This is a genomic window from Duganella sp. Root198D2, assembly GCF_001428585.1.
Lineage (GTDB): Bacteria > Pseudomonadota > Gammaproteobacteria > Burkholderiales > Burkholderiaceae_D > Rugamonas.
This window is the reverse complement of record NZ_LMIC01000038.1, coordinates 1-3,214: the sequence shown is the minus strand read 5'-3', so window position 1 is coordinate 3,214 and position 3,214 is coordinate 1. Positions and strand designations below refer to the sequence as shown.

Annotated in this window: 3 protein-coding genes; 1 reads left to right on the top strand and 2 read right to left on the bottom strand. The window is 53.9% G+C overall.

What is annotated here, in order from left to right:
• Window positions 1-182 (top strand): transposase (locus ASE26_RS31100; protein ID WP_162259195.1); only part of this gene is annotated, 182 nt, incomplete at its 5' end.
• A 269-nt stretch (window positions 183-451) separates the two neighbouring features.
• On the opposite strand, the gene ASE26_RS21810 is transcribed toward ASE26_RS31100, so the two are convergent.
• Together ASE26_RS21810 and ASE26_RS21805 are read right to left on the bottom strand one after the other, a co-directional pair.
• Complete coding sequence (locus tag ASE26_RS21810) at window positions 452-988, bottom strand: suppressor of fused domain protein (RefSeq protein ID WP_055933586.1); 537 nt, start codon at window positions 986-988, stop codon at window positions 452-454.
• A gap of 3 nt (window positions 989-991) precedes the next feature.
• The coding region (locus ASE26_RS21805) for a polymorphic toxin-type HINT domain-containing protein (RefSeq protein ID WP_082591450.1) at window positions 992-3,214 on the bottom strand (2,223 nt) is incomplete at its 5' end.

Sequence of the window (3,214 nt, the reverse complement as noted above, 5' to 3'; positions counted from 1 at the left end):
TGGACTCGCTGCTTGCCACGTTCAGGAAGTGGTACAACGAGATTCGGCCGCATCAGCATCTGTTTGGCTGGACACCGATGGAGGCCTGGCGCGGCATCAATCCTTATCTGAACCCGCCGAAAGCGTTCGTTCCATACCAGGGCTGGAACGGGCTTCTGAAAGGATTCGTGCCGCTGCATTAGCCAGCAACCAAGTGGCGGTCTATTGAACATGGTGAACGACAGGTGTTCAGGCTCGTGCTCGCCTGCTGGCCTGGAATTGCTGAAATTGCAGGCACATTGACTCGGGCGGGCAGACAGTTTGCTGATTAAAGCGGCTCGACGGTCAACGAGTTGTGTCCGACGGCCCGCTTTGGGTTTGAAAAAAGCGTGCCGCAGCCCCCTACCCCAATTTCAACTGAACACTGAACGGGGCAGGCAACTGAACGGGGCACTCGAGGCTGGCAAGGTTATTAGCCAATGGCAAAAAGGTTCTTCTTTTCAGCTTGAAATTTGTCATACAGCGCATCTAAGCCATTAGACAATTTGTGTGTGTACTCATCTTCATTAAGAAAAACGACCAAGAAGAATTCAAGATGCCGACCACCGACGTCCGAGCAATCCTGAAAATTATCAAGAAAAGGAAGCAGTCTGGGCCGAAGGAATAGTAGCGCCGATTTGTTGTTCTCGTCCAAGTACTTATTTTCCATACGCATCGTATGGCCGAATCCCAACTGCTTATTCGACGAATCGTATCTTTCCACTCCAGCTAGTACATTGGCTAGGCGAACTGGATCACCATTCGTGATCGTCAAAAAGATGTGATTAGAAAACCGTCCCAGTGTGAACACTGCATAGACCGGATCACCTGTATCGAACTCCATTTGACAGTGCGCAACGAGGTATCCGCCGGCACGCTCGTCCAAGTCAAATTCCAAAGAGTTGATCTTTTGAACTGGCTTAAGCTCATTTATTACAAAAGCCAGCGTTTGTTTTTCATTTGGTGTCATTTATTATTTCCGAATTCTTTCACTATCCAATGCTTCAATACGAGCCTTCATCTCTGGAGTTGGGTCAACCGCCCGCCAATGCATCTTGTCTGTCTCCAATAAGGTAGCTCGCTTACCTCCTTTCGATGGATTGCACCCGGCCAGACCGCCACATGCCCCCACCAAGTTTTCCGGCGATGCCAAGAATCTAGCGGCTTCTTCCATAGTCATCTCCCCCGCCGCAACGCGTCCATATACTTCCTGAACTGAATTGAAGTGATCCTGTTCAGTCGCCTTCTTTTTCTGGCAGTAGACACAAAGCTTGTCTCGCTCCAGCGTCGCTGCTCGCCGCCCATCGAATTCAGGTTGTTGCTGTCTACGAAGTTGCTGGACCGGCGTCAACTCCCCGCGAGAGGCAGCGGATTCGGGATCCGGGGCATATTGCTTTGTTCGTGCATCCCTCAGTCTGCCTTTTGCATCCCTATAAGTAGCTGATTCGCCAAGCTCTCCACACTTGACATTGTGTACCCAGATCCGATTTTTCCCTACAAAATAAGAGTGGAACTCTGAGACCGTCAAATTATACGTGTCTGGCGACTGCCCTGTGCTAACAAGCGACTCCACCAGCAGCCCGTCTCCAGCACCCGTCTGAACCCGCATACCAGGCTTCAGATTGCCGCTCTCCACCCATCCTGCCTCTTCCAAACCGCTAATGAAGCTACCCTTGTTCAGTACCCAGAATGGATGGTTGTCTGTTACGGACAGTACTTCTACGCCACCTTCTGGTGTGCGGATAGTTAGATCAAATACCCCCTTATTTCGGGTCAAGATCAGATCGGTCACTGGCTTGTATGTGATTTCACCAGTTTCCTCACTCTTGGAAAGAACTAGATCGCCGATGCGTACGTCTTCAATCGCCTTAAACCCGCCGTCTACAGCAACCAAGGTCCCTGCAACGAAACATGTATCGCAATTGACGCGCCTTACCTCTGCGGATTGTTGCTCAGTGCCAGCTTTTTCGTTCGGCTTTCTTGCGGCGCGCACTCCCCCGCCGCTTCGTGCCTCTGCCACGGTAACCACGGTACCTTCTGCGGCTGATGCCACTCCTGCACTACCTGGTGCTTTGGCGACCGGAGCATTAGCCGACGGTACTCGTGTTTGGCCGCCAGCTGCGGCAGATCGTTTTGACAATCCTACCTGTGCGACAGCAATACCGACGCCCACGCCGTTGCTGCCCAAATCGTAATGAGCCTGACGGAGGATGGCCGGATTCGCATCGTTATCCAATGCAACGCCTGCCGCCCCAGCGAAGTTACCAATATTCTCTCCGAGTGCAGGTATCCCAAGGGTAAGAGTATTTTTCAGCTTCTCAGTCGTCGTCTTCCCGGTAACAATTTCTTTCTTAAAGCTCCAATTGCGGAGATCAACCTGATATACCCTTTCGGCCGTTCCCGAGTTCCAGGTCCGATTCGGATTTGCCGCTTGCCAGGCTTGCAGTTGCGTATAGTCCGAAACCATATCGGCATCGCCACCCAAGAAGAAGTTCACGACCGAATTGGCAATACCGTTTAACGTATCCACGGCGTCGTATCCGTTAAGATCGACAAAGCGCCCTGGGTTGGCGTACGCATATAAGTAGTGATGCAGCGACAGCGGAGTGTTCCAATCACCTTCATAAGGGTCTTGCGTGATGAATCGCCCCAGCTGCGGGTCATAATAACGCGCCTGGAAGTACACCAGCCCCGTCTCCGCATCCATCTGGTGGCCGGTGTAGCCAAACTTGTTGGCGCTCTGGCCGGTCGCTTCGGTGATGTTGCCGAAGGCGTCGTAAACGATTTCGCTCTTCAGCTTGCCGCTGCCGTCGGTGGTGGCAACAATCGAGCCCAGCGCGTCGCGATGCAGCGCCTGGCTGCCGTCGTCGCGGTGCCACATGCCGACAGGGTGGCGGCCGTCGTTGTCGTAGCGGGCGATGACTTCGCCGCCGCTGTCACGGTCCTGGAAGGCATTGCGGCCGTCCCACAGGGTGCGCAGCTTGACCGGTGGTGCGCCTGGTTGCAGCGGGTCCTTGGCTTCCTTCTCGATGCGCAGGCCGAGGTGGTCGTTGCTGTAGCGGCCCAGCGTGGTGCCGTTGCGCGCTACCGAGATCAGCTTGTCGTTGCCGTTGTAGCGGTAGATGGTGCTATCGCTGCCCTGCTTCTTCTCGGTCAGGTTGCCTTCGCCGTCGTAGTTCAGCGTGGTGATCACGCC